Raw genomic sequence first — 20,786 nt, 5'->3', positions numbered from 1 at the left:
AAGGAACCGTCGTGCTTACGATCTACAACACGCTCACCAAGAGCAAAGAAGTCTTCAAGCCGCTGGATGGCAACAATGTGCGCATGTACGTCTGCGGGATGACCGTATATGACTACTGCCACCTGGGCCATGGCCGCAGCATGGTCGCGTTCGACCTGGTGACCCGCTGGTTGCGGTTCAGTGGTTATGACCTGACCTACGTACGCAACATTACCGACATCGACGACAAAATCATCAATCGCGCCCGTGAAAATGGCGAGTCGTTCGAAGCGCTGACCGAGCGCATGATCGCGGCGATGCACGAAGACGAGTCGCGCCTGAACATCCTCAAGCCCGACATGGAACCGCGCGCCACCGGCCACATCGCCGGCATGCACGCGATGATCCAGACCCTGATCGACAAGGGCTACGCCTACGCACCGGGCAATGGCGACGTGTACTACCGCGTCGCCAAGTTCATGGGCTACGGCAAGCTGTCGCGCAAGAAAATCGAAGACCTGCGCATCGGCGCGCGGATCGAAGTCGACGAGTCGAAACAGGACCCGCTGGACTTCGTGCTGTGGAAAGGCGCCAAGCCGGGCGAGCCGAGCTGGCCATCGCCGTGGGGCGACGGTCGTCCGGGCTGGCACATCGAATGCTCGGTGATGTCCACCTGCTGCCTGGGCGAGACCTTCGACATTCATGGCGGCGGCAGCGACCTCGAGTTCCCGCACCACGAAAACGAAATCGCCCAGAGCGAAGCGGCCACCGGCAAGACCTACGCCAACGCGTGGATGCATTGCGGCATGATTCGCATCAATGGCGAGAAGATGTCCAAGTCGTTGAACAACTTCTTCACCATTCGCGACGTGCTCGACAAGTACCACCCGGAAGTCGTGCGTTACCTGCTGGTGTCGAGCCACTACCGCAGCGCGATCAACTATTCGGAAGACAACCTCAAGGACGCCAAGGGCGCACTTGAGCGTTTCTACCATGCGTTGAAAGGCCTGCCGAGCGTTGCACCTGCTGGCGGCGAAGCTTTTGTCGAGCGTTTCACTCAGGTGATGAACGACGACTTCGGCACGCCGGAAGCCTGTGCGGTGCTGTTCGAGATGGTCCGCGAGATTAACCGTCTGCGCGAGAGCGATCTGGATGCGGCGGCCGGTCTGGCGGCGCGTTTGAAAGAGCTGGCCAGTGTGCTGGGTGTGTTGCAGCTTGAAGCCGATGACTTCCTGCAGGCCGGCGCCGAAGGGCGGGTGGATGCGGCTGAAGTCGATGCGCTGATTCAGGCGCGGTTGACCGCTCGCGCGAACAAGGACTGGGCCGAATCCGACCGCATCCGCGACCAGCTCACCGCCATGGGCGTGGTGCTGGAAGACGGCAAGGGCGGCACGACCTGGCGTCTGGCTGACTGATGATGATCGTTCCCACGCTCTGCGTGGGAATGCCTCAACGGACGCTCCGCGTTCGGCTCTTGGGACGCAGAGCGTCCCGGGCTGCATTCCCACGCGGAGCGTGGGAACGATCAATCAGTCGCCTGTCTGGCGCAATCGCTTGTAAAGGGTATTGCGACTAACCCCCAACCGCCGCGCCAAGTGCGAAATATTCCCTCCAGCCGCCTGCAATTGCCGATTCAAAGCCTCGGCATCATTCAAATCAACGGCTATCGGCTCCGGCGTATCCACCGGCTCCATCTCCAGATCGACAAAAAAATCATCCGGCAAATGCTCAGGCTTGACGGGTTGTTCCTCGGCCATGGCCAACGCCACCTGCATCACGCTGCTGACCTGACGCAAATTCCCCGGCCACGGATGACGGCTGAACAGTTCCAGCACCTCAGGGCTCAACCCGGCCCATTGCGACGGTTCACGGTGTTGTTCCCACAAGCGCTTGAACAGCGCCTGCTTGTCACTGCGTTCCCTGAGCGGTGGCAGTTCCAGGGTCAAACCACCGATGCGGTAATACAAATCCTCACGAAACCGCCCCAACTGCACCTGCTCGCGCAACGAACGGTTGGTCGCCGAGATGATCCGGATGTCCACCGGGAACAACTCGCTGCTGCCCACTGGTTGCACGCAACGCTCCTGCAACACCCGCAGCAGCCGGGCCTGGGTCGGTAGCGGCATGTCGCCGATTTCATCGAGGAACAGGGTGCCTTTGTCAGCCTTGCGGATCAGCCCGATGCTGCCTTTCTGGTTGGCGCCGGTGAACGCGCCTTTCTCGTAGCCAAACAGCTCGGACTCCACCAGTTCGGCGGGGATCGCTGCACAGTTGACGGCAATGAACGGTTGTTTGCTGCGCGAGCTGGCGTGGTGCAGGGCTTTGACGAAGACTTCCTTGCCGACCCCGGTTTCCCCGTGGATCAACAATGGAATGTCCTTTTCCAGCAAGCGCTCGGCCTGGCGTACGGCTTTTTCCACGCGGCTGTCGCCAAAGTGCAGGGTGTTGAGGCTGATTGCGGCGGGTGCTGCCAGGGCGGGTTCAGTGCACTTTATTTCAGGGCTTTTCGTTTCAGTGCTCTTCGTTTCAGTGCTCTTTATTTCTGCAAACAACCGCGCCTGAATCGACGCCTGTTTCGGTCGTTTCAGCACGCACTGGAAACGGTTGCGTCCCGAGGCTTGCAGGGAAAATGGCAGGCCGTCCGGCTGATTCAGCAGCTCCATCAACGAGACTTTGAACAGGCTTTCGACGCTGACCCGCGACAGGCTGATGCCCAGCAGATTGTCGGCCCTGCGATTGGCCGACAACACCTGACCGCTCTCGTCGAAGATCAACAGCCCGGCCCATTGGCTGTCGAGGTTGTTCAGCCCGGTGTTGAAGGTCAGTTGGAAATGCTGGCCGTGGAACAGGTTGAGGATCAGCCGGTTCTCCACGGTCTGGCTCATCATCTTGACCATGCCCAGGGTGTGGGAGGGCGGCAAGTAGCTGTCGCTGGACACATCCAGCACCGCGATCACCTTGCGCTCGGCATCGAAAATCGGCGCGGCGGAACCGGTCATGAAGCGGTTGGCCTTGAGGAAATGTTCATCGTGCTCGATGTGCACGGCCTGCTCGCAGGCCAATGCGGTGCCGATCGCATTGGTCCCGCTGCAATGCTCCATCCAGCTGGCACCGGCGCTGAAACCGCGGGTCAGGCTCGGCTCGATGAAACGCTGGGTGCCCCACGACGTCAGCACCTGGCCGTGATTGTCGGCGAGCATGATCAGGCAATTGGAATTGCTGAGGATGTTCTCGTAATACGGCAGGACTTCCTGATGGGTGGTCTGCACCAGGGAATGCTGGCTCTCCAGCAATTGGGCGATGCCGTCTGCCGGCAGCTGATCGAACGCCGGAGCGCTCTGATGATCGAGCCCGAAGGCGCGGCAGCGGGACCAGGAGTCCTGGATGATGGCGTCGTGGGAGAGCTTTGATGCAGGTACGGCCATGGCGGTCGATCTCTGAGCAAGCTTTTATTGTTTTTATGGGTTTTGCATCACGTGAGGGCCACGCAAAAAACATCCGTAGAGTGTTGTTCACATTTGTTCATTGTCAATCGTTGAACTGTTCAATTGTTCATTCGTGGTTGTTCATTTCTGTTCAGCAACGAATGCGATTCTTGTCTTGTTTGAGGGGATTTCAAGCCAAATCAAGCGCTTGAAATTTCTGGCACGAATGTCGCTGTAGTGCTCCGGTCGCTTGACTCAAAAAATAAAAAAAGGCCGAGCCATGTCACTAATCCTGGAACACGTCAGCCGCACCATCGAAGGCCAGACCTGGATCGACGATGCGTGCCTTAATTTCGAACCCGGATCGTTCAACGTTTTGCTCGGTCGCACGCTGTCCGGCAAAACCAGCCTCATGCGCCTGATGGCCGGTCTGGACAAGCCCGACAGCGGCCGCATCCTGATGAACGGCGTCGACGTCACCCAACGCCCGGTGCGTTTGCGCAACGTGTCGATGGTCTATCAGCAGTTCATCAATTACCCGACCATGACGGTGTTCGAGAACATCGCCTCGCCGCTGCGTCAGGGCGGCGTTGCCAATGAGTTGATCCAGAGCAAAGTGCTGGAAACCGCGAAGATGCTGCGCATCGAGAAATTCCTCCAGCGCCATCCGTTGGAACTCTCCGGCGGCCAGCAACAGCGCACGGCCATGGCCCGGGCGCTGGTCAAGGACGCCGAGCTGATTCTGTTCGACGAGCCGCTGGTCAACCTCGACTACAAGCTGCGCGAAGAGCTGCGCCAGGAAATGCGCGAGCTGTTCAAGGCGCGCAATACCATCGCGATTTACGCCACCACCGAACCCAACGAAGCTCTGGCGCTGGGCGGCACCACGACGATTCTTCACGAAGGTCGGGTGGTTCAGAGCGGCAAGTCCTCCGAGGTGTATCACCAGCCGCAAACCGTGTTGGCGGCGGAGTTGTTTTCCGAGCCGCCGATCAACCTGATGCCGGGGCGCATTGCCGGCAACGAAGTCAGTTTCGCCAATTTCGTGCACTTCCCGTTGAACGTCGATCTGCGTCCGGTGGGCGAGGGCGAGTTCCGTTTCGGCGTGCGCCCCAGTCATATCTCGCTGGTGCCGAGCAACGACGACGATCTGGAACTGGCGGTGACCGTCGAGGTGGCCGAGATCAGCGGTTCGGAAACCTTCCTGCACGTGCGCAACGAGTATTTCCTGTTGGTGCTGCACTTGCCGGGGGTGCACGAATACGACGTCGATGCACCGATTCGCATCTATATCCCGACCCATAAACTGTTTGTGTTCGACATGCAGGGGCGGCTGGTCCAGGCGCCCGGTCGCCGTATTGCGAGGGTTGCCTGATGGCCGAAATCCGTTTGCAGAGCCTTGCCCACAGCTACACCCACACGCCTACCGGCCCCGAGGATTACGCGATCCGCGAGATGGACCACGTCTGGGAGCAGGGCGGCGCCTATGCGCTGCTCGGGCCTTCGGGGTGCGGCAAGTCGACCTTGCTCAACATCATTTCCGGGTTGCTCAGCCCATCCCAGGGCCAGGTGCTGTTCGACAGCAAAGTGGTCAACGAACTGACCCCGGAAAAGCGCAACATTGCCCAGGTTTTCCAGTTTCCGGTGGTCTACGACACCATGACGGTGTTCGACAACCTGGCTTTCCCGCTGCGCAATCAGGGCATGGTCGAAGCGAAAATTTACAGCAAGGTGCATGAAATCGCCGAGGTCCTCGACCTTCAGGCATTGCTGCACAAGAAGGCGCGCAACCTCACCGCCGATGAAAAACAAAAAGTCTCCATGGGCCGTGGATTGGTGCGCGATGACGTGTCGGCGATCCTCTTCGATGAACCGCTGACGGTGATCGACCCGCACCTGAAATGGAAACTGCGGCGCAAGCTCAAGCAGATCCACGAGCAGTTCAACATCACCATGGTCTACGTCACCCACGATCAGCTCGAAGCTTCGACCTTCGCCGACAAGATCGCGGTGATGTACGGCGGGCAGATCGTGCAGTTCGGTACGCCACGGGAATTGTTCGAACGGCCGAGCCACACCTTTGTGGGCTATTTCATCGGCAGTCCGGGGATGAACCTGATCGATGTCCAGCCGCAGGCAGGCGGTGTCGGTTTTGCCGGGACTCACTTGCCATTGTCCGACGCGATGCAGAAACGCATCGCCGACAGCGAATGGAAAACCCTGAAGGTCGGCATCCGTCCGGAGTTCGTCCATGTGTGGGAGGAGGCCTTTGATGACGCGTTGCGGGCGAAGGTCGTACACGTCGAGGACCTGGGCACCTACAAAATCATGACCCTGAACCTCGACGGCGTGCTGCTGAAAGTACGCCTGGCCGAGGACAAACCGGTGCCCGACGGCACGGCGTACATCAGTTTCCCGGGGCAATGGCTGATGGTCTACGCCGATGATTATTTGCTGGAAGCGAAAGCCATTAACGAGGTGCAGCCATGAACAAGGTGCAGAACAACAAGGCCTGGTGGCTGGTGTTGCCGGTGTTTCTGCTGGTGGCGTTCAGTGCGGTGATCCCGATGATGACCGTGGTCAACTACTCGGTGCAGGACATCTTCGACCAGTCCAGCCGCTACTTCGTCGGCGCCGACTGGTACAAACAGGTGCTGCTCGATCCACGGCTGCATGATTCGCTGCTGCGCCAGTTCATCTATTCCGGTTGCGTGTTGTTGATCGAAATTCCGTTGGGCATCGCCATCGCCCTGACCATGCCGATCAAGGGCCGCTGGTCGTCGCTGGTGCTGATTATCCTGGCGATTCCGCTGCTGATCCCATGGAACGTGGTCGGCACCATCTGGCAGATTTTCGGCCGGGCCGACATCGGCTTGCTCGGGTCCAGTCTCAATGCCATGGGCGTCAGCTACAACTACGCGGCTAACACCATGGACGCCTGGGTCACGGTGTTGGTGATGGACGTCTGGCACTGGACGTCGCTGGTGGCGTTGTTGTGTTTCTCCGGGCTGCGGGCAATTCCGGATGTGTATTACCAGGCGGCGCGGATCGATCGGGCGTCGGCCTGGGCGGTGTTCCGGCACATCCAGTTGCCCAAGCTTAAGAGTGTGCTGCTGATCGCGGTGATGCTGCGGTTCATGGACAGTTTCATGATCTACACCGAGCCGTTCGTGCTGACCGGTGGCGGTCCGGGCAATGCCACGACCTTCCTGAGTCAGACCTTGACCCAAATGGCCGTAGGGCAATTCGACCTCGGCCCGGCGGCGGCGTTCTCGCTGGTGTACTTCCTGATCATCCTGTTGGTGTCGTGGCTGTTCTACACCGCCATGACTCACTCTGACGCCAATCGGTGAGGCCCGCCATGAGCAAGAGAAAGCTTATCCCGCTGCTGGTCTACATCCTGTTCCTGCTGGTGCCGATCTACTGGCTGCTGAACATGTCCTTCAAGAGCAACACTGAAATCCTCGGTGGCCTGACGCTGTTTCCCCAGGATTTCACCTTCGCCAACTACAAGGTGATCTTCACCGACCCGAGCTGGTACACCGGTTACCTCAACTCGGCGTACTACGTCAGCATGAACACGATCATTTCCCTGATCGTGGCGCTGCCGGCGGCCTATGCGTTTTCGCGTTACCGCTTTCTCGGCGACAAGCACCTGTTCTTCTGGCTGCTGACCAACCGTATGGCACCGCCGGCGGTATTCCTGCTGCCGTTCTTCCAGCTGTATTCCTCGATCGGGCTGTTCGACACGCACATCGCGGTGGCGTTGGCTCACTGTCTGTTTAACGTGCCGCTGGCGGTGTGGATTCTTGAGGGCTTCATGTCCGGCGTTCCCAAGGAAATCGACGAAACCGCCTACATCGATGGCTACAGCTTTCCCAAGTTCTTCGTGAAGATTTTCGTTCCGCTGATCGGCTCCGGGATCGGCGTCACGGCGTTCTTCTGCTTCATGTTTTCCTGGGTCGAACTGTTGCTGGCGCGAACCCTGACTTCAGTGAACGCCAAACCCATCGCCGCGGTGATGACCCGCACGGTCTCGGCGTCCGGCATTGATTGGGGCGTGCTGGCAGCGGCGGGGGTGTTGACCATCCTGCCGGGCATGCTGGTGATCTGGTTTGTTCGCAACCATGTGGCCAAGGGCTTTGCCCTGGGCCGGGTATGAGGAACTGATGATGGAATGGATGAGCTGGACCAGCCCGACGGCGGCGTTCTTCGGCGTCATTGCCTTGATCCTGGTGGGCATGACGACCTGGGAGTTGCGTTCGCCAAGCATTCTTCGAAAAGGTTTTCTGCCGATTACCACCACCCGTGGCGATCGGTTGTTTATCGGTCTTCTCGGCAGCGCCTACCTGCATTTGCTGGTAATCGGCGTCACCGACTGGAGCATCTGGATAGCGTTCGCGTTGTCCCTGGTGTGGCTGTTGGCTGTGATGCGTTGGGGCTAGTCGAATCGCTCGGCAATGTTGCTCCGAAACCCATAAAGGAGGTCTTATGTTCGATAAAAACAATAAGCTGCGACATAGCATTTCACTGGCAGCCATGCTGGCACTCAGCGGATTGAGCGCATCGGCCTGGGCTGATGCCTACGAAGACGCTGCGAAAAAGTGGATCGGCGGCGAATTCAAACCGTCCACCCTGACGGCCGATCAGCAACTCGCGGAGTTGAAGTGGTTCATCAAGGCGGCCGAGCCGTTTCGCGGGATGGACATCAAGGTTGTCTCGGAAACCCTGACCACCCATGAATACGAGTCCAAGGTGCTGGCCAAGGCCTTCACCGAGATCACCGGGATCAAAGTCACCCACGACCTGCTGCAAGAAGGCGATGTGGTGGAAAAGCTGCAGACCGTGATGCAGTCGGACAAGAGCATCTATGACGGCTGGGTCAACGACTCGGACCTGATCGGTACGCACTTTCGCTACGGCAAGACCGAGGCGATCACTGACCTGATGGCCAATGAAGGTAAAAACTTCACCTCGCCAACCCTCGACATCAAGGACTTCATCGGCACCTCATTCACCACCGCGCCCGATGGCAAGCTCTATCAATTGCCCGATCAACAGTTCGCCAACCTCTACTGGTTCCGCGCCGACTGGTTCGAGCGCCCGGAGCTGAAAGCCAAGTTCAAGGAAAAGTATGGCTATGAACTGGGCGTGCCGGTGAACTGGTCTGCCTATGAAGACATCGCCAAATTCTTCAGCGAAGACGTCAAGGAAATCGACGGCAAGCGGGTCTACGGGCACATGGACTACGGCAAGAAAGACCCGTCCCTGGGCTGGCGCTTTACCGATGCCTGGTTCTCCATGGCCGGCGGCGGTGACAAGGGCTTGCCCAACGGTTTGCCGGTGGATGAGTGGGGCATTCGTGTCGAAGACTGCCATCCGGTCGGCTCCAGCGTGACCCGCGGAGGCGATACCAACGGCCCGGCAGCGGTTTTTGCCACCACCAAATACGTCGACTGGCTGAAGAAGTACGCGCCACCGGAAGCGGCGGGCATGACCTTCTCCGAATCCGGCCCGGTGCCGTCCCAGGGCAACATCGCCCAGCAAATTTTCTGGTACACCGCGTTCACCGCCGACATGACCAAACCGGGCCTGCCGGTGGTGAACGCCGACGGTACGCCGAAGTGGCGCATGGCGCCGTCGCCGAGAGGGCCGTACTGGGAAGAGGGGATGAAGCTTGGGTATCAGGACGTGGGTTCCTGGACATTCATGAAGTCCACGCCTGAGAAACAGAAGCTCGCGGCCTGGCTGTACGCGCAGTTCGTGACCTCGAAAACCGTGTCACTGAAGAAAACCATCGTCGGCCTGACGCCGATCCGCGAGTCGGACATCAACTCTCAAGCCATGACCGACCTGGCGCCGAAGCTGGGTGGCCTGGTCGAGTTCTATCGCAGCCCGGCGCGGGTGCAATGGACACCGACCGGCACCAACGTGCCGGACTATCCACGTCTGGCGCAGTTGTGGTGGAGCCACATCGCCGAAGCCGCCAGCGGCGAGAAAACTCCGCAACAGGCGCTCGATGGTCTGGCCAAGGATCAGGACGCGATCATGACCCGTCTGGAGCGCTCCAAGGCCCAGGCCACTTGCGCGCCGAAAATGAACCCGGAACGCGACGCACAATACTGGTTCGACCAACCGGGCGCACCGAAGCCGAAACTGGCCAACGAGAAGCCCAAGGGCGAAACCGTGAGCTACAACGAACTGCTGAAATCGTGGGCGGATGCGCGTAAGTAATCGTCTGTAATATGAAACGCGAACGGCACCGAAAGGTGCCGTTTTACTTTGTGCCTGTTCCTCCGCTATCGCGGGCTTGCCCGCGATATAGGCCGGACCCACCGGTAAACCTTTCCCACTGCACTGTGTGGAATGGGCAGCTCCAGCCCTGCGGATCGACGTTATCCAAAACCCGGGATCTAAAGTCCGATCACTGAGTTATAGGAAAACATATCTATGCGTACATCAATATTTCTGAGGGAAACAACTTACACACCTTTAGGAAGCATCTCTCACTAAATTAAAGCATGCCCTTCAGTCATTGTAAGAATGCTCTGTTTTTTTTATGCACCATTTCCCACTCACTTTAATCGGGCTAACATCCAGTTATAGATAGCACTTATCGCACGCCAGCAACTCAACCAATTTGTTATGTGCAACTGAATTTCCACACATCAAAACCAAGCTCATGCCGATTCTGGAAGCATGAGACAACAGCCTCGACAACGCCCCTAACCATCAACAATGGAACCCTATGAAAAACATTGTACTGATAGGCGGACATGACGAAACCTTCATGCATTTCGAAGGTTTAGGTTTTAACTTCATCGTCCTGCAACTTCCTGATTCACTGGGCAAAAACCTTGCCGCGCTTACCAACAATATTCATCTCGTCAACGATTTTTCCGAAATCACTATATTCGAAGAGCTGGATAAAATACTAAAAACTCAATCTGTCGATTACATTTTTTCCTTCACGGAGGATGGACTGCTACCCGCCGCACGTGCCAGTCGACATTACGCCATCCCAGGCATCGATTACGAAACCTGCGAAATATGCATCTGCAAACCTTTGATGCGATCCAGGCTGGAACATACTGAGTTCGCCGTAGCCAGCAAGGTCTGTAAAACCAGAAGGGACGTCGAAGCGTTTTTCAACGGCTATCCAAACGGAATGGTCTTAAAAGACCCAACGGGCTCTGGTAGCGAAAACGTCTTCATCATCAAAGACTCTGCGTCCCTGCTTGATACGCTGGAGAGACTCAATCAGGAAGATTTCGTCATGTTGGCGGAAGAGTTTTTGAGCGGACGGGAGGTTAGTGTCGAAACACTGACCATCGACTCACAACACCGAGTCCTCGCCGTCACGAATAAAAAACTATACAAAACATCGCTCGCAGAAGAGCAGCACATCATCTCGCCGGACAATCTCGATAGCGACACACTTAACGAATTGAGCTGTTATTGCGAGCGCCTGCTGACCGCAATCAATCACACACATGGCCCTTGCCATATTGAACTAACAATGGCGAATGGGGATTTCCATCTAATAGAGATCAACAACCGCGTCGGTGGCGATTACATAGGTTTGTTGGTTGAACTCACAACAGGCGTTGATCTTTTTAGAGAAACACTACGTCTTCATAGCCATGAAGCCGAATCAGACACTACCGAGACTCAATTGACACGCTACCAATTCGCGGGCTCTCATCTTTTTTATCAACCACTGAACCCGGACCTGATCAGGGGTTACATGCAAGAAGTGGACATCATCAGGCTAGTAATGGGTGAAGCCATTCCCCCGTTGGGTAGACCGCACATCAACGATGACAAAATCGGACTGGTGGTCATTGCCAGCAATGATCGCGAAAAATTCTATACCGCCATTGATCACCTGAACAGACTAAGTTCCGAAAGTTAATTGCCAGCAACAGGAGTAGGACGATATGGAAGTTATCTCTAGAAGCGACATCGCTCCCCTCAATAGCGTAATAGTGAATGACGCCTTACACGACTTGGGTATTGTAAAAATACTCTCCCAACATCCCGCGCTGGCCCAGTTCATTCCGTCCAAAAGCGAGCTGGCCCTTAGCTGGGTCAGGCTCGAAAAGGACCAGGAATTGTCGGTTCACCAACACCCCGAGGCGAGCCTGATCCTGATTTGTGACGGATCAGGAAAAACCCTTGGCGATACAGAACGAGATATCGAAGCAGGCGATATGGTGCTGGTACCGCCTCACTCGCTGCACGGTTTTAAAGGCACCAATGATGGTTTCTGGGCACTCTCCATTCAGTTCAATGGTAAGGCCTTGTACGAGGACACCCTCCAACCGAATGTTGTCTTCAAGGATCAAGAAACAGTCAATGCCAATCCTGCGGATGTGCTGTTAAAAGATAACGAAGGTTACCTGGAGAGCTTCAGGCACAGTCGGCTGCTTTCGCTGATCAATTCACCGTCGATCAATCAGCCCGAAGTACGCGAAAGGCTTCTCGATTGCCTACAGACCTGGTCAGACATGTTTCAGGACCTGCTGCATATACGTGTGGCAATGACGCTTGATCCTGCACACAAGAAAATCGCGTTTGAACACTTGGTTGAGGAACTGGGACACAACAACAATCTACGCAATCAGCGCCATACCAATCACTCGCCCATATGGGATGCGGCCTTCCTGTCCACGATGGAATGGTTCAGGAATCAGATGCTTTACAAAAACGATATGGTCAAGACGTTGTTGATGCACATTGTGCTGGAAGGCAGCGGAGAAATTTTCCATAGCGAAGCGTCCCATGTATTCGCCGGCATGCCGCACTTCCAGGAACACGGTGAAGATGATGGCAGCCACGTCAGCATGGGAATAGAACTGCTGAGCCAGGCATCGCCCAAGGAAATCGAAGTACTGCGTGAAGCCCTGAGCGAAGGTTGGGGCATGATCACGCTGCTTTGTGATCGGTTCGCCGACATCGCCTGCGCTAATCACCCGCAACGTGCAACGGGCACCTGCACCAAAACCAAACTGGCATACAACTGACCCCCATGAAGATTGCAGAATTCCTGAGCACAATTTTATGGTTTCAGACCCCTGACCCCGGACGCCATCGAGGTGCGCGCTGCGTTCACGCGTCCCGCTGGCAGCGCTGGCGTGGCGCCGCGATACAGGATGCGGGGAAAGAAGCGGGGGAGGAAAGGCTTCACTTCAGGATTTTTGCAGCCCTCAGAAAAGATATCGTATTGGCGTTAGTGGCCATCGGTGTGCATACCGCGGCGGCATTTGTTTCCGCCATAACCCTCAAGTCATTACTGGCGCAGCTCATACAGGGCGACTCGGCAATCATGTCGAACGTAGCACTCGGTGCCACCTGTATGGCGCTGACCTACTGCGCCTGGCTGGCGCTCAACCACACGTTTTTTCTGGCTGAACTGGTGGGTGTTGGCGGTCGCTCCTATGTGGAACAACGCCTTCTGCTCAAAAAGAACAATGCATTGGGTGGCTGGTCTCCACTCAACCTCACCACGCTGTTTGACCGCGAAGCGGCACGTGTCGAATCTTCATGGTCGGGGCTTATAACAATCTCGCTGGCACTCGCCACAGTCATCTTTACCTCAACATTCTTCTTCTTTGCTCTGGGCGTCAGTGCCTTGGCCGCGTTGGCGGTTATTGCCGTCAGTTCACTGGCCGTGTACTGGATGGCTCAACGACTGAGCATGACCTACGCACAACTGTCGCTGAACGCCACGCAACGTATCGAGATAGGCGCGTTCGCCACAAAAAATCGACGTCAGGCCTGGCTTAAGAACTGGAAGGCCACGCTGATAAGTGACTACACAGATAAACGAAACCTTGAAGCAGCGTCGCTGAAACAAGCAGCCCGCCTGGTGGCGGCGATCAGCTTGATCTCGACGATGACGCCCATTGTGGCGTTGCTGAGTGCGGCATCATTGCAGCTTGTCTATCTGGGTCACATCGATGCGCCAGGAGTGTTGGCGGCCATCGCATTGATTGGCGGGTTGAGATCCGTCGCCAATAACATTCCGGATATTGTGCAAAGCATCTCTCAAGGATTTGTCGGGCACAAAAACATCGAATACTTCCTTTGCGCCGGTCACGCCGACTCATTGCCCCTCGAACCGGTACCGCTGCCCACCACTCATGCCAGACATATTGCGATCGTGGGAGCCGCAGGCAGCGGCAAGACCTCCGTGCTACGAACACGGGCGCAATGTCTTGACGACGTTGACGGCCGCGCAATTTTCATTCCGGACGAGCCGTGGATATTTGCCGGTGGGCTTCGCGAGAACCTGAGTCTTTACCGCAGAGATTTTTCAGGCGACGAGGCCTGCCGCGCGCTCGCTCTCTCTCGCTTGCCCGAGCACTTTTGCGTCGATTACCTGGGTGAACTCACCCATGGCGCAGAGGCCAACTGGGATGTTTCCAGAGGTCAGGGAAAGCGCCTTGAGTTGGCCAGAGCTTTGGTCGCACAACCGCAGTGGATATTCATTGACCAACCTACTTCAGGTCTGGACGAAGACCTCGCAGCGGGCCTGCTTGTTTCACTTCTGCAAGGTCCATGGCGCGATACCAACGTCATTTTCGTAACGGACAAGCAGGAAGAGAAAGCGGCCGCGCATGAGATCTGGACAGTGGCGGACGGCAGCATTGCGCACGTGAAAACCCATCAACTTGCAGCGCATTCCGGACTCGCTGAGACCTGTACCGAAAACCTCACCCCGGACTTTCCGACAGACGAAGCAGAGCCTCACTCTGTACCCGAGCCATCACAACCTACTGCGACACGTTCAAGGTCGATCACAAGAAGCCTTCTGGATTTCGGCCTATGGAAAATCACGTTGATAGCCCTCGTGCTATTCGCCCTTAAAGAGGTGTTTACCATTGCGGGTGATTACATTATTGCCAGCGGTTACCTGACGACACATTTGCAGCTGTCCTTGATCGGGCTGGCCAGTGTTTTAGTAGTGAGTGCGGTCCTGTCGATTTTCGGGGCGCTGATTACCGTCAGGAAAAGTATTGATGTGGCCTCAACCCAATGCATTCATTACTTTTCGAATTTGATGAATCCAGGCCTGGACCATACTCTGGCTCAAGAAGTTAATCGTGACAGCCACAACAAACTGACCTGGGATCAGCGTCGCGTCGACGAGGTTCTGCCGGTATTGCTGCTGGAAACGGTTGGCGCGGCAACCTTGCTGTCGATAACAATCGGCTACGTCATGCTGAACAACCTCTATGTACTGCCGCCGTTCATTGTCATCGGTCTTTGCTACTGGTATGGAGCAAGACAATCCGGTGAGTTATTGCAGCGATCCAATACCAGGGAAATCGACGCCACTTCCACATTGTTTTCACGTGTTCAGGCACTGAATTGGGCGGGGGGGCGATTTGATAATGCACATGACAACTCGATGATTCTGGATTGGTTGTCACCCAGCCTGGCCACTCGGGCATTTGCCTCGCTGGACAATGCAGCAACACGTCGCCGGTATAGCTACAAGCTGGATTTGATGGGCGTGTTTTTCCTGTCAGCCATCGTTGCTTCAACGATTTACTTCCATGCAACGGGTACGGTCAGCATGGCGAACGTTTTGGCAGTTAGTCTCTCCTACAGCCTGATTGCGATTTTTGCACGACTCGGCAGATGCCTCGTTGAACTCCGGCAAGTCCTGGACAGTGCTGATCGCCTGGTGGGTGCTGGCCTTCAGTCGCGGACTTCGCCGGTGCAAACAAAGATCGATTTGAATGCCCCGTTGGTGTCCTTTTCCGATGTCACATTCATTAACCCGAACAGCGGCTCAACGGTGCTCGAACAGTTCAATCAATCGTTCCATGAGAATGAAGTCGTAGTGATCATGGGTGCCAGTGGCGTCGGCAAATCCACGTTTGCCGACCTCGTAGTGGGCAGTTTGGCCCCAAGCCAAGGGCAGATATCCACACTGGGTGATACCGATGGGTATCTGGCGCGTCAGCATGCGGAAGAGGTCCAGCTACTGACCTCCAATCCCGTGTTTAAACCAGGTTCATTGGCGCTGCATTTCAACAATCCGTCACTGGAAGAACTCAATCAACGCGCGGCTTATCTCGGGCTCTCGGATATTGTCGAGCAATTGCAGGATGGCTTTAATCAACACATCCCCTGGAATGGTGAAATAAGCCTGAGCAAATCAGAACTGCAACGACTGGCATTGCTTGACCTGACCCTCAACACTCCAGCGATCGTCATCCTTGATGAAGCGACTTCAGAGCTGAACAGCGCGGATGAAGTTCAATTGATGCACAAGCTCATTTCCGCTCTGCCGAATACGCTGTTCTTCATCATTACTCACAACCCCGAGCTTTGCGCACTTGGCAGCAGAAACTTCAATTTCAATCACGAAAAGCGGCTGGTTGAAAAAACGGCATAAAAGCCCCCCGAATAAATCTCCAAGAATGGTTATACAAGGATCGTAAACATGGAGTTACACGCGCAACGAGATGCGTTTTGTATCAGCTATGGTGTCTCTCGCCCACAACTACCCCTGTGTGGAATAGCCCATTGGGAAGCAACACTCAAAGGAACGGTGGTTCAACACAGCGCCCTGCATGAGGAACAGGCTTATGTAGCCCCGGGTTTTTTTTATCTACCGGTTTCCGAACGCCCCGATCCGCATCACCTGAACTCGCTTGCACAAGAGGCACACACGGCCGATTGGCTGTTAGTACCCTCCATGGAGAAATCGACAGATTCGATGCGGCTGCAATATGAACAAAAAATTATCCCGGTGCCCTTCATGCAAGTCGCCTACTTGCAGGTTGAGGGAACCCTGGATGAGTGTTTGCTCACGTCCATGGGCAGGAAACACTACAAAGAGATGATGCGCCTGACGCGCCGGGCCGAGGATATCTGTCATACGCAGGTATACCGTCTTGACGAATTGTCCGAGAACAGCGAGGTGCTGGCGGCGTTTTCACTTCTTCAATCCTTCAATGTGGATAAATACCAGCACGTCAAAAACCTCTATCCGCTGGAGGCAATGCAGGCACTGGCACGGTCGACGGAAGGTTCAAAGTACTACATCAAAATTAACTACGACAAAACGACCGATGCACCGGTCTACGGCTCGCTCAGTTACGCCGATGAACAACGTGGGGTTTTCTCACAACTGGTTCAGGGTCAAGACCGACGCCGGGTTCCGACGGGGCTGAACCTGTACGTCAGCGATTACTACCAACTGTACAAAGTAGCGGAGTCACTGGGCTTCAAGAGCAACTGCCTGGGACGGGGAGCAATCGATATGAAGATACGGATGGGCGCCAACCGGGTGTTGGAACTGGAGAACTGGCTGATTCCGATCCGAACGAGCAACCCGCATCAGATGCATGAATTTTCAAATGCGAGAGACAGCTAATAAGGAGTTTTTAATGTCATTTTTCGATATCAACAAGCAACTTTACAGTGTTCACAGGATAGAGAGCGGCGTCTCTGTACTGGATTACTCAACGTCGACCTTTGACCTAGCAGGAACACTTCAGAAAACCTTGGCCAGTCGCTACAACCTCAAAGCCGACTTTGCGCTGAACAAAATACATGAATGCCTGAGCCGGGAAGAAGTCGACAAGCATCTGGAGGACTCCGGCCATTGGCACGACCCTCTGCAAACACTCGGGACGCCGATGATCGAGGCGTATTACAAGTTTGTTCATTGGCTCAGCGACCATCTGGGGTTTGATTTCGTATTCGAACACAACCCATTGGTCCGCTATCACATCCCCGCCAAACTGGATGATCGATACAGGTTGCCGGATGGCGAACTTTTCACCCATCACTCGGACACGCTGCTGGGCGATTATTTTCAACAAATCAACATGTGGCTGCCATTTTGTGACGTGAAGAATACCGGCGCGCTCAGCGTTTGCTCGAAAACTGCCAGTATCAACACCCTTAAAGCCTTCGCCCGAGAGCAGGGTTATACCTATGACGAATACAAAGAAAGTCGGGGCGCTTTTTTTGACTATGCAAAGCAACGTCCGCAACTGATGGCCGACCTGCGCACTGACGCCATGCCAACCAACCTTCGTTACGGTCAATGCTTGATGTTTGACCCCCGGATTCTGCATGGGACCGCAGAAAACATGGAAAACATGACGCGAGTCAGCATGGACTTCAGGATCGTCCCGGTGGACGACTACGAATCCATCATCAAAGAACTCGAACGTCAAGGTAGACGCCCCAATAGCTATGAAGGTGAAGGCTTAATCAAGGGTGAGTTCTACAACGCGCTGACCGCGCGAGAAATCATAAAAAATTAACGTCCCACTTCGTCCTAAAACATCATAAGAATATCAATCAGGGAATAGATTATGACCACGGCTCTCGCTTGGCTGGACGGCGAATATCTCCAGTATGACCAGATGAACTTGTCGCCCGTCACACACTCGCTGTCCTATGCCTCCTCAGTCTACGAAGGCATGCGCAGCTATGGCGGTAAGGTATTCAAGTGTGAGGAGCATTTACAACGATTACAACAGTCAGCCCGTTTGTTCAAACATGACCTGCATTACACAAACGCATCGCTGACTGAGGCGTGCAATGAACTGCTCAAGCGCAACGAGCTGCAAGACGCGTACATTAAAATAATCGTGTTTTATGACGAAGCCGACGTCAGTTTCATGGGGCGAGGTTGCCATAGCAAAGTGGTGATATTCGTCCTGCCATTTGCTCCGAAGGCAGCGACCACACCTTATAGGCTCACGACCGCCAGTTGGAGACGCGCGCCGACCGATTGCCATCCGTATCAAGCCAAAACCTCGTCCACCTATGCGATCAGTTTTTTGAGCTTCCGTGATAAGGATGAGGCGTTTGACGACGTGCTGTTTCTCTCGACCAGCGATACGGTCTGCGAGTCCAGTGGTTCCAATATCTTTTTTGTAAAGGGCAGCCAACTCGTTACACCGACGACCGAAATGGCACTGGCGGGCATCACCCGCCATGTCATTATCGACGAGCTAGCCCCGGCGCTGGATCTGCAAGTGATACAGCGTGACATTTCAAGCTCGGAACTGGGCCAGTTTGATGGCGCCTTCTTATGTGGCACAGCAATGGAGATCACCGAAGTCAGCGGCATTGACGGTGTGCATTATGAAAGGAACCAGTGGGTCGAGTTGTTGATAACGCAATATCGAAAGAGCGTGATGCACACACGGTCCTAACCGGCGGGGGAATATGCTTCCCCGCCGGTTTACCGGCCGATCAGGTTCGTGGCGAAATCGCTGGCCAAAGATCGCAGCCTGCGGCAGCTCCTACATTGCATTTTCGTTTTTGGGGAAAATCAGTCTGAACACGGTCATCGTACCGGGCAGGCTTTCAACCTCGGCCACTCCCTGATGCAAACTCATGATCGAACGCACGATGGCCAGGCCCAGTCCGGTGCTGCCTTGTGAGCGGGAGCGGCTGCTGTCGACCCGGTAAAAGCGGTCGAACAGGTGCGGCAGATGCTGCGCTTCGATGCCTGCGCCGGGGTTGCTGACTTCCAGTGCAACCTGAGTCGGCTCTTGCTCAATGTGCAGCGAAACCGTTTGCCCGGCCGGGCAGTGGCGCAGGGCGTTGGACAGCAGGTTCGAGATCGCCCGTTGAATCATCAGGCGGTCGCCCAGTACCCGTGCGCTGCCGGTCACGCTCAGACTGATGCGCTTGTCTTGCGCCGACAAGGAAAACAGGTCGGCCACTTTCTCGGCTTCTTCTTCCAGGGCGACTGATTCGAAGGACGTGAGCGCTGCCGGGTTGCTGGCCTGCGCCAGAAACAGCATGTCCGAGACAATCCGCGCGACGCGCTCCAGCTCTTCGGTGCAGGACACCAAGACGTTTTTATACGCCTCGGCCGTGCGTTCCCGGGACAGCGTGACCTGTGCCTTGCCCATCAAATTGTTGATCGGCGTGCGCAGTTCATGGGCCAGGTCATCGGAGAACTGCGACAACTGCTGCACACCATTGTCGAGGCGATCCAGCATGAAGTTGATCCCCCGGGCCAGTTCACTGAGTTCCTGGGGCATGTCGAGCACCGACAACCGATGGCCGAGGTCTTGCGTCGAGACCATCGCCGCCACTTTGCGAAACTCGCGCAACGGCATCAGCCCCCGCTGTACGGCGGCCCAGGCACTGAGGCCGATGAAGATCAGCAGCAATGGCAAAGCAATCAGCGTCGAGCGCAGATAGGCGCTGAGCAACGCCTGATTGTGGGCATCGTCCATCGACAGCAGCACCGGGACGCGGGTGCCGTCCTTGATGCGGACCAACCGAGAGGCCGTCAGGTAGTGCTTGCCTTGATCGTCGGTACCGTCGGAGAACGCCAATGGTTCGTCGGCAGCCAGCACTGCCTTGCGTTCAAGGCGCGGGTCGGCCATGCCGGAGCCGGATTTCAACAGAGGCGTGCGCAAGTTACTGCGGTCATAAATCGTCAGGGTGAGGTTGTCATGGCCCATGACTTGATCGAGCAGAATGTGCGGCGCCGAACGAATTTCTGCGGGATCGGCATACAGCGACAGGCTGTGTTCCACCTGTTCCATCTTCTGGGCCAGGCTGTCCCTGGATAACGCGTTCAGTTCATGGGTCAGGGCGAAATAAGCCAGGATCGCCAGAAACACTACCAGCAGCGCCCCGAGAATACTCACCGTCAGGCCGAGGCGCATCGACAGGCTGGCCGGCTTCATTCCCGCGCCTCCAGCACATAGCCGACACCGCGCAGGGTATGGATCAACTTGCTGTCGAACGGGTCGTCGATCTTCGCCCGCAGGCGGCGGATCGACACTTCGACCACGTTGGTGTCGCAGTCGAAATTCATGTCCCACACCAGCGAAATGATCTGAGTGCGGGTAAGCACCTCGCCGGACTGGCGCATCAGCAGGTGCAGCAGGGCGAATTCCTTGGTGGTCAGGTCGATGCGCTGCTCGCCGCGAAAGGCACGGTGGCGCCCTGGATCAAGTTCCAGATCGGCGACTTTGAGCACCTGCGGCACCGGGATGTTTTCGCTGCGGCGCATCAGCGTGCGCACCCGCGCCAGCAATTCCGGAAACTCGAAAGGCTTGACCAGATAATCATCGGCACCCAGATCCAGGCCACGAATCTTGTCGGCCAGACGCCCGCGGGCGGTGAGCATCATCACTCGGGTGGAATGGGTGCGACGCAATTGTTCCAGCACGCCCCAGCCATCGAGTTCCGGCAGGTTCACATCCAGAATCACCAGGTCATACGCCTGCTGTTGCGCCAGATGCAGTCCATCGGCGCCGGTGGCCGCGTGGTCAACGATATAACCACTTTCCGTCAGTCCCTGATGCAAATATTCGGCAGCTTTAAGCTCGTCCTCGACGACAAGGATTCGCATGATCTATCACCACTTTT

General features: G+C 56.0%; 16 protein-coding genes. 13 read left to right on the top strand and 3 right to left on the bottom strand.

All coding sequences use genetic code 11. The features are described from left to right. The first annotated feature begins 11 nt into the window (after nucleotides 1-11). Nucleotides 12-1,394 (top strand): cysteine--tRNA ligase, encoded by a 1,383-nt coding sequence (gene cysS / locus PMI21_RS05090; protein WP_007940914.1) that lies wholly within the window; start codon nucleotides 12-14, stop codon nucleotides 1,392-1,394. A gap of 114 nt (nucleotides 1,395-1,508) precedes the next feature. Here cysS and PMI21_RS05095 read toward each other — a convergent pair whose 3' ends face one another. Beyond that, nucleotides 1,509-3,404 carry a sigma-54-dependent Fis family transcriptional regulator gene (locus PMI21_RS05095; RefSeq protein ID WP_007940913.1) on the bottom strand — a complete coding sequence of 632 codons (1,896 nt, stop codon included), beginning with the start codon at nucleotides 3,402-3,404 and terminating at the stop codon, nucleotides 1,509-1,511. A 280-nt stretch (nucleotides 3,405-3,684) separates the two neighbouring features. Here PMI21_RS05095 and PMI21_RS05100 point away from each other — a divergent pair, with 280 nt between their 5' ends. The 12 genes from PMI21_RS05100 (at nucleotide 3,685) to PMI21_RS05155 (ending at nucleotide 18,601) form a co-directional block, all read left to right on the top strand. Further along, the gene (locus tag PMI21_RS05100; RefSeq protein ID WP_007940911.1) at nucleotides 3,685-4,779 is read left to right on the top strand and encodes an ABC transporter ATP-binding protein; all 1,095 of its coding nucleotides are present in this window, start codon (nucleotides 3,685-3,687) and stop codon (nucleotides 4,777-4,779) included. Next, nucleotides 4,779-5,894: an ABC transporter ATP-binding protein gene (locus PMI21_RS05105; RefSeq protein WP_007940910.1), complete on the top strand. Its 1,116-nt coding sequence runs from the start codon at nucleotides 4,779-4,781 to the stop codon at nucleotides 5,892-5,894. Before PMI21_RS05100 ends, PMI21_RS05105 begins: the two co-directional genes overlap by 1 nt. Then, nucleotides 5,891-6,757, top strand: coding sequence for a carbohydrate ABC transporter permease (locus PMI21_RS05110; protein ID WP_007940909.1), 867 nt, complete (start codon nucleotides 5,891-5,893; stop codon nucleotides 6,755-6,757). Before PMI21_RS05105 ends, PMI21_RS05110 begins: the two co-directional genes overlap by 4 nt. An 8-nt stretch (nucleotides 6,758-6,765) precedes the next feature. Then, complete coding sequence (locus PMI21_RS05115) at nucleotides 6,766-7,566, top strand: carbohydrate ABC transporter permease (protein ID WP_007940908.1); 801 nt, start codon at nucleotides 6,766-6,768, stop codon at nucleotides 7,564-7,566. A 10-nt stretch (nucleotides 7,567-7,576) separates the two neighbouring features. After that, a complete protein-coding gene (locus PMI21_RS05120) occupies nucleotides 7,577-7,849 on the top strand; it encodes a DUF2160 domain-containing protein (RefSeq protein ID WP_026345728.1) in 273 nt (90 codons plus the stop codon). 46 nt (nucleotides 7,850-7,895) lie between these two features. Further along, a complete protein-coding gene (locus PMI21_RS05125; protein WP_007940906.1) occupies nucleotides 7,896-9,638 on the top strand; it encodes an ABC transporter substrate-binding protein in 1,743 nt (580 codons plus the stop codon). A gap of 514 nt (nucleotides 9,639-10,152) precedes the next feature. Next, nucleotides 10,153-11,319, top strand: coding sequence for an ATP-grasp domain-containing protein (locus PMI21_RS05130; protein WP_007940905.1), 1,167 nt, complete (start codon nucleotides 10,153-10,155; stop codon nucleotides 11,317-11,319). Between the two features lie 25 nt (nucleotides 11,320-11,344). Next, nucleotides 11,345-12,430, top strand: a complete 1,086-nt coding sequence (locus tag PMI21_RS05135; RefSeq protein ID WP_007940904.1) for an AraC family ligand binding domain-containing protein — start codon at nucleotides 11,345-11,347, stop codon at nucleotides 12,428-12,430. 5 nt (nucleotides 12,431-12,435) lie between these two features. Further along, the gene (locus PMI21_RS05140; RefSeq protein WP_007940903.1) at nucleotides 12,436-15,816 is read left to right on the top strand and encodes an ATP-binding cassette domain-containing protein; all 3,381 of its coding nucleotides are present in this window, start codon (nucleotides 12,436-12,438) and stop codon (nucleotides 15,814-15,816) included. 48 nt (nucleotides 15,817-15,864) lie between these two features. Next, complete coding sequence (locus PMI21_RS05145) at nucleotides 15,865-16,800, top strand: hypothetical protein (RefSeq protein WP_007940902.1); 936 nt, start codon at nucleotides 15,865-15,867, stop codon at nucleotides 16,798-16,800. 13 nt (nucleotides 16,801-16,813) lie between these two features. Next, nucleotides 16,814-17,701, top strand: a complete 888-nt coding sequence (locus PMI21_RS05150) for a phytanoyl-CoA dioxygenase family protein (RefSeq protein WP_007940900.1) — start codon at nucleotides 16,814-16,816, stop codon at nucleotides 17,699-17,701. A 51-nt stretch (nucleotides 17,702-17,752) separates the two neighbouring features. Next, on the top strand, nucleotides 17,753-18,601 hold the full coding sequence (locus PMI21_RS05155; protein WP_007940899.1) for an aminotransferase class IV: 849 nt from the start codon (nucleotides 17,753-17,755) through the stop codon (nucleotides 18,599-18,601). Between the two features lie 90 nt (nucleotides 18,602-18,691). Here the strand turns inward: PMI21_RS05155 and PMI21_RS05160 are convergent, their stop codons facing one another. Then, on the bottom strand, nucleotides 18,692-20,098 hold the full coding sequence (locus PMI21_RS05160) for a heavy metal sensor histidine kinase (protein ID WP_007940897.1): 1,407 nt from the start codon (nucleotides 20,096-20,098) through the stop codon (nucleotides 18,692-18,694). Next, the gene (locus tag PMI21_RS05165) at nucleotides 20,095-20,769 is read right to left on the bottom strand and encodes a heavy metal response regulator transcription factor (protein ID WP_007940896.1); all 675 of its coding nucleotides are present in this window, start codon (nucleotides 20,767-20,769) and stop codon (nucleotides 20,095-20,097) included. The genes PMI21_RS05160 and PMI21_RS05165 overlap by 4 nt, the downstream gene beginning before the upstream one ends. Nucleotides 20,770-20,786 lie beyond the last annotated feature (17 nt).

Source organism: Pseudomonas sp. GM18 (assembly GCF_000282195.1).
Lineage (GTDB): Bacteria > Pseudomonadota > Gammaproteobacteria > Pseudomonadales > Pseudomonadaceae > Aquipseudomonas.
Note: the sequence above shows the minus strand (reverse complement) of the source record. Positions and strands in the feature narration are given on the sequence as shown.

Excerpts from the sequence above, each read along its gene's own strand:
- PMI21_RS05095 (WP_007940913.1), bottom strand. The coding sequence starts at position 3,404 with ATGGCCGTACCTGCATCAAAGCTCTCCCACGACGCCATCATCCAGGAC.
- PMI21_RS05100 (WP_007940911.1), top strand. The coding sequence starts at position 3,685 with ATGTCACTAATCCTGGAACACGTCAGCCGCACCATCGAAGGCCAGACC.
- PMI21_RS05105 (WP_007940910.1), top strand. The coding sequence starts at position 4,779 with ATGGCCGAAATCCGTTTGCAGAGCCTTGCCCACAGCTACACCCACACG.
- PMI21_RS05110 (WP_007940909.1), top strand. The coding sequence starts at position 5,891 with ATGAACAAGGTGCAGAACAACAAGGCCTGGTGGCTGGTGTTGCCGGTG.
- PMI21_RS05115 (WP_007940908.1), top strand. The coding sequence starts at position 6,766 with ATGAGCAAGAGAAAGCTTATCCCGCTGCTGGTCTACATCCTGTTCCTG.
- PMI21_RS05120 (WP_026345728.1), top strand. The coding sequence starts at position 7,577 with ATGGAATGGATGAGCTGGACCAGCCCGACGGCGGCGTTCTTCGGCGTC.
- PMI21_RS05125 (WP_007940906.1), top strand. The coding sequence starts at position 7,896 with ATGTTCGATAAAAACAATAAGCTGCGACATAGCATTTCACTGGCAGCC.
- PMI21_RS05130 (WP_007940905.1), top strand. The coding sequence starts at position 10,153 with ATGAAAAACATTGTACTGATAGGCGGACATGACGAAACCTTCATGCAT.
- PMI21_RS05135 (WP_007940904.1), top strand. The coding sequence starts at position 11,345 with ATGGAAGTTATCTCTAGAAGCGACATCGCTCCCCTCAATAGCGTAATA.
- PMI21_RS05140 (WP_007940903.1), top strand. The coding sequence starts at position 12,436 with ATGAAGATTGCAGAATTCCTGAGCACAATTTTATGGTTTCAGACCCCT.
- PMI21_RS05145 (WP_007940902.1), top strand. The coding sequence starts at position 15,865 with ATGGAGTTACACGCGCAACGAGATGCGTTTTGTATCAGCTATGGTGTC.
- PMI21_RS05150 (WP_007940900.1), top strand. The coding sequence starts at position 16,814 with ATGTCATTTTTCGATATCAACAAGCAACTTTACAGTGTTCACAGGATA.
- PMI21_RS05155 (WP_007940899.1), top strand. The coding sequence starts at position 17,753 with ATGACCACGGCTCTCGCTTGGCTGGACGGCGAATATCTCCAGTATGAC.
- PMI21_RS05160 (WP_007940897.1), bottom strand. The coding sequence starts at position 20,098 with ATGAAGCCGGCCAGCCTGTCGATGCGCCTCGGCCTGACGGTGAGTATT.
- PMI21_RS05165 (WP_007940896.1), bottom strand. The coding sequence starts at position 20,769 with ATGCGAATCCTTGTCGTCGAGGACGAGCTTAAAGCTGCCGAATATTTG.